The organism is Pseudoduganella sp. GW821-FHT12E03 (genome assembly GCF_058807115.1).
Genome location: NZ_JBXAQJ010000033.1, coordinates 1 through 5,181, shown reverse-complemented (window position 1 = coordinate 5,181; position 5,181 = coordinate 1). Strand labels below are relative to the sequence as shown.

Annotated in this window: 1 protein-coding gene; it reads right to left on the bottom strand. The window is 71.2% G+C overall.

Annotation, left to right across the window (positions count from 1 at the left end; translation table 11 throughout):
* On the bottom strand, window positions 1-5,181 hold a 5,181-nt coding region (locus tag AC1RRC_RS33115), incomplete at both ends, for a non-ribosomal peptide synthetase (RefSeq protein WP_493060180.1).

The following is a 5,181-nucleotide window of genomic DNA, read 5'->3' as shown; positions in this document are numbered from 1 at the left end:
ACCTGGCCTCCCGCGCGCGCCACCTGCGCCTCGAACAGGCCGTGCAGGCAATGGCCCTGCGGGTATGCCCTGTCCGTCGCATTCCAGCCATGCAGCACCTGTTCCCGCTCCGCAGCCGGCAGCGCCTCCAGCTCGCCGACCGCCACGTCGGACGTGCGCTCCAGCGCCGCCAGCATGGCTTCCAGTACCGTTTCCATGTAGCCGCACACGCGCTGCGCGTCGACCGGTGCACGCGCCTGCAGCGCGAGCATCAGGCCGGCGCCCAGGTCGTCCACCGACATCGCCAGCGGATAGTTGGTGCGCTCCTGCCCGCTCAGCACTTCGGCCGTGTCGCCATGCGCCGCCTCTTCCAGGCGGGTATGACGGTAGTTCAGCAGCGTGGTGAACAGCGGCGCCTGGGCATCGACCCCGCTGCAGCGCTGCGCCAGCGCCAGCGGCGCATGTTCGTGGCGCAGCAGCCGCGCCAGCAGCGCATGGGTGCCGCGCAAGCCCTCGGCCACGCCGACGCCGCCCAGCCGCACCCGCACCGGCAGCGTGTTGATGAACATCCCCATCACCCGGTCGGCCTGTTCGCCGCCCTGCATGCGGCCGAACAGCACGGTGCCGAACACCACGTCGTCGCGTCCCGTCAGGCGGCCCAGCACCACGCTCCACGCCAGGTGCATCACGCTGGCCACGCTCACGCCCAGCCGCCGCGCCTGCTGCCGGATCCCCGCCGACAACGCTTCGTCCAGCATACGGCGCACTTCCACGATGTTGCGCCCGTCGCCGCGCACGTCCAGCAGCCCGTATGGCGCGGTCGGTTCCGTCACGTCGCCCAGCATGGCGCCAAAGAAGGCTTCATGCTCGGCCTGGCTTACCCCCAGGCGCGCCTGGGCCACGAAGTTGCGGAACGGCGCCGGCGGCGCCAGTTGGCCGCCCCCGCCCCGTTCGATCGCCTCGGCCTCGTCCACCAGCAATTCCAGCGTCGTGTGGTCGATCGCCAGGTGGTGCGCCACCACGCCCAGCAGCCAGCGCTGTTCGCCGGCGTCTTCGGCCACCAGGCAGCGCAGCAGCGGCGCCCGGCTCACGTCCAGCCGGTGGCGCGCCGGGTCCAGCCGCGCTTCGAGCTGCGCCAGCACCGTGCCCTGCCCGGCTTCCACGCGCAGCGTTTCCACCGGCAACGCCACCTCCCTGCGGACCACCTGCAGCGGCTGTTCCAGCCCCTGCCAGTGCACGCCCGTACGCAGGATGTCGTGGCGGTCGATCACCGCCTGCATCGCTTCCAGGAAACGCTCCAGCCGCGCCTTGCTGCGGAAGCTCAACACGCTCGGCAGCAGGTACGGATCACCCTCGCTTTCCATCAGGTGGTGAAACAGGATGCCTTCCTGGGCCGGCGCCAGCGGATAGATGTCCTGCACGTTGGCACCGCCACCCTCCACCTGCGCCACCACCCGGTCGATGTTTTCCTGGTCCAGCGCCACCAGCGTCAGCATCGGCGGCGTGATGTGCGTGGTCCCGGCCGGGATCAGGTTCGGCGGCACCGCCACTTCGCGGCCGGCGCCATCGACCGCCGCCGCCAGTTCGCGCAGCGTCGGCGCGGTGAACAGGTCGCGCACGTCCACGTGCAGCCCTTCGCGCCGCATGCGCTCGATCAGCCGCACCGCCAGCAGCGAATGCCCGCCCAATTCAAAGAAGTTGTCTTCTCGGCCCACGCGTTCGCTGCCCAGCAGTTCCGTCCACAGCGCCGCCAGCCTGGTTTCCACTTCGCCCTGCGGCGCCGCATAGCCCCGGCTGGCGACGTCGCCCGGGCCAGGCTCGCGCAGCGCGGCGCGGTCCAGCTTCCCGTTCGGCGTCAGCGGCAGCGCGGCGACGCGCACATAGGCGGCGGGCAGCATATAAGGCGGCAATTCCTGGGCCAGATGGTCACGCAACACGTCGGGCGTCACCGCACCGGCGCCAGCGTCTTCGGCCACCGTGTAGTACGCCAGCAGGCGCTTGCCGCCGCCATGATCGTCGCGCACCACGACGGCGGCCTGCGCCACCGCCGGACAGCGCGCCAGCCGCGCTTCGATTTCGCCCGGCTCGATGCGGTAGCCGCGGATCTTGACCTGGAAATCGTTACGGCCAAGGAATTCAATGCTGCCATCCGGCAACCAGCGCCCCAGGTCGCCGGTACGGTACAGGCGCTGGCCGGGGTGGTATGGGTCGTCAATGAAGCGCGCGCCCGTCAGGTCGGCGCGGTTCAGATAGCCGAGTGCCAGGCCGTCGCCGCCGATATGCAGTTCGCCGGCCACGCCTTGTGGTGCCAACACGCCGTGCGCGTCCAGCAGCACGATGCGGGTATTGGCGATCGGACGGCCGATCGGAATGGCCGTGCCGCTGTCGGCGTGCAGCACATGGTGCGTGCTGGCAAATACGGTACTTTCAGTTGGTCCATAACCGTTCAGCAGGTGCTGCGGCGGGCTGTCGCGCAGCACGCGCGACACCACGGCCGGATCCAGCGCGTCGCCGCCCACGATCAGGTGCTTCAGTTGCGACAATACCGGTGCCAGGCCGGCCGCCATCAGGTTGAACAGCCCGACGGTCAGCCACAGCGTATCGACCCGGTGTGCCTGCAGGTGCGCGGCAAACGCGGCCGGCGCCAGCAGCGTTGCCTGGCTGACCACCACCACGCAGCCGCCATTGAGCAGCGGCGCCCACACTTCCAGCGTGGCGGCGTCGAACGCCGGGTTGGCGGCAAACGCGACACGGCATCCGGCGTCGAACGTGGCGTAACCATTTTCCAGCGCGACGCGCGCCACCGCGCGGTGCGGCACCACCACGCCTTTCGGCCCGCCGCTGGAGCCGGACGTATACATCACGTAGGCCGGCGCGCCGCCGGCATCCTGTGCGCCCCGTGCAGCGGCGCCGGCGGCATGGTCGGCCTGGGCCGTGTTGGCCGCGTCGGCCGCCTCAATGTCCTGCTCCGTCACCGCCAGCGTCACACAGCCGGCCGGCAATGCCACCGCCGCGTGCCGCGTGGCCTCACCGGTGCACACCACGGTGGCGCCGCAGTCAGCCAGCACCATCGCGTGGCGTTGCGCGGGGGCCTGGCTGTCGAGCGGCACGTAAGCCGCGCCGCAACGCAGGATCGCCAGTTGCGCCGCCACCAGCGCGGCGGAGCGGTCCAGCAGGGTTGCCACACGGTCGCCCGGCTGCACGCCCAGCGCCACCAGGCGCTGCGCCAGCATGGCCGCCAGCGCATCGAGCTGGCCGTAGGTCAGCGTGCGGCCGCCGTCGATCACCGCCGGCCGGCCCGCATGGCGCGCAACTGCGTCGGCAAACAGGGCGTCCAGCGCGCGGTCGCGCGGGTATGGCGTGACCGGGCCCTCCGCCAGCGCCAGCAGGCGGGCGCGTTCCGCCTCGGGCAATGCGTCCAGGCGCGACAGCGGTGCGTCCGGCCCGGTTTCCATCGCGGCCAGCAATTGCGCCAGCGCGCTCTCCATGTACGCGCACACACTGTGCGGATCGATCGGCGACTGCGCCTGCACGTCCAGCCGCAGCGCATCGCCCAGGTCGTCCACCGACATCGCCAGCGGATAGTTGGTGCGCTCCTGCCCGCTCAGCACTTCGGCCGTGTCGCCATGCGCCGCCTCTTCCAGGCGGGTATGACGGTAGTTCAGCAGCGTGGTGAACAGCGGCGCCTGGGCATCGACCCCGCTGCAGCGCTGCGCCAGCGCCAGCGGCGCATGTTCGTGGCGCAGCAGCCGCGCCAGCAGCGCATGGGTGCCGCGCAAGCCCTCGGCCACGCCGACGCCGCCCAGCCGCACCCGCACCGGCAGCGTGTTGATGAACATCCCCATCACCCGGTCGGCCTGTTCGCCGCCCTGCATGCGGCCGAACAGCACGGTGCCGAACACCACGTCGTCGCGTCCCGTCAGGCGGCCCAGCACCACGCTCCACGCCAGGTGCATCACGCTGGCCACGCTCACGCCCAGCCGCCGCGCCTGCTGCCGGATCCCCGCCGACAGCGCTTCGTCCAGCATGCGGCGCACTTCCACGATGTTGCGCCCGTCGCCGCGCACGTCCAGCAGCCCGTATGGCGCGGTCGGTTCCGTCACGTCGCCCAGCATGGCGCCAAAGAAGGCTTCATGCTCGGCCTGGCTTACCCCCAGGCGCGCCTGGGCCACGAAGTTGCGGAACGGCGCCGGCGGCGCCAGTTGGCCGCCCCCGCCCCGTTCGATCGCCTCGGCCTCGTCCACCAGCAATTCCAGCGTCGTGTGGTCGATCGCCAGGTGGTGCGCCACCACGCCCAGCAGCCAGCGCTGTTCGCCGGCGTCTTCGGCCACCAGGCAGCGCAGCAGCGGCGCCCGGCTCACGTCCAGCCGGTGGCGCGCCGGGTCCAGCCGCGCTGCGAGCTGCGCCAGCACCGTGCGCTGCCCGGCTTCCACGCGCCGCGTTTCCACCGGCAAGGCCACCTCCCTGCGGACCACCTGCAGCGGCTGTTCCAGCCCCTGCCAGTGCACGCCCGTACGCAGGATGTCGTGGCGGTCGATCACCGCCTGCATCGCTTCCAGGAAGCGTTCCAGCCGCGCCTGGCTGTTAAAGCTCAGCACACTTGGCAGCAGGTACGGATCGCCCTCGCTTTCCATCAGGTGGTGAAACAGGATGCCTTCCTGGGCCGGCGCCAGCGGATAGATGTCCTGCACGTTGGCACCGCCACCCTCCACCTGCGCCACCACCCGGTCGATGTTTTCCTGGTCCAGCGCCACCAGCGTCAGCATCGGCGGCGTGATGTGCGTGGTCCCGGCCGGGATCAGGTTCGGCGGCACCGCCACTTCGCGGCCGGCGCCATCGACCGCCGCCGCCAGTTCGCGCAGCGTCGGCGCGGTGAACAGGTCGCGCACGTCCACGTGCAGCCCTTCGCGCCGCATGCGCTCGATCAGCCGCACCGCCAGCAGCGAATGCCCGCCCAATTCAAAGAAGTTGTCTTCTCGGCCCACGCGTTCGCTGCCCAGCAGTTCCGTCCACAGCGCCGCCAGCCTGGTTTCCACTTCGCCCTGCGGCGCCGCGTAGGTGCGCCGCGCATAGGCGGCGCCGTCCGGCGCCGGCAGCGCCTTGCGGTCCAGCTTGCCGTTCGGATTCAGCGGCAGCGCATCGAGCTTGACGTACGCCGCCGGCGCCATGTAGGCCGGCAGCGCCTGCGCCGCGTGGTCGCGC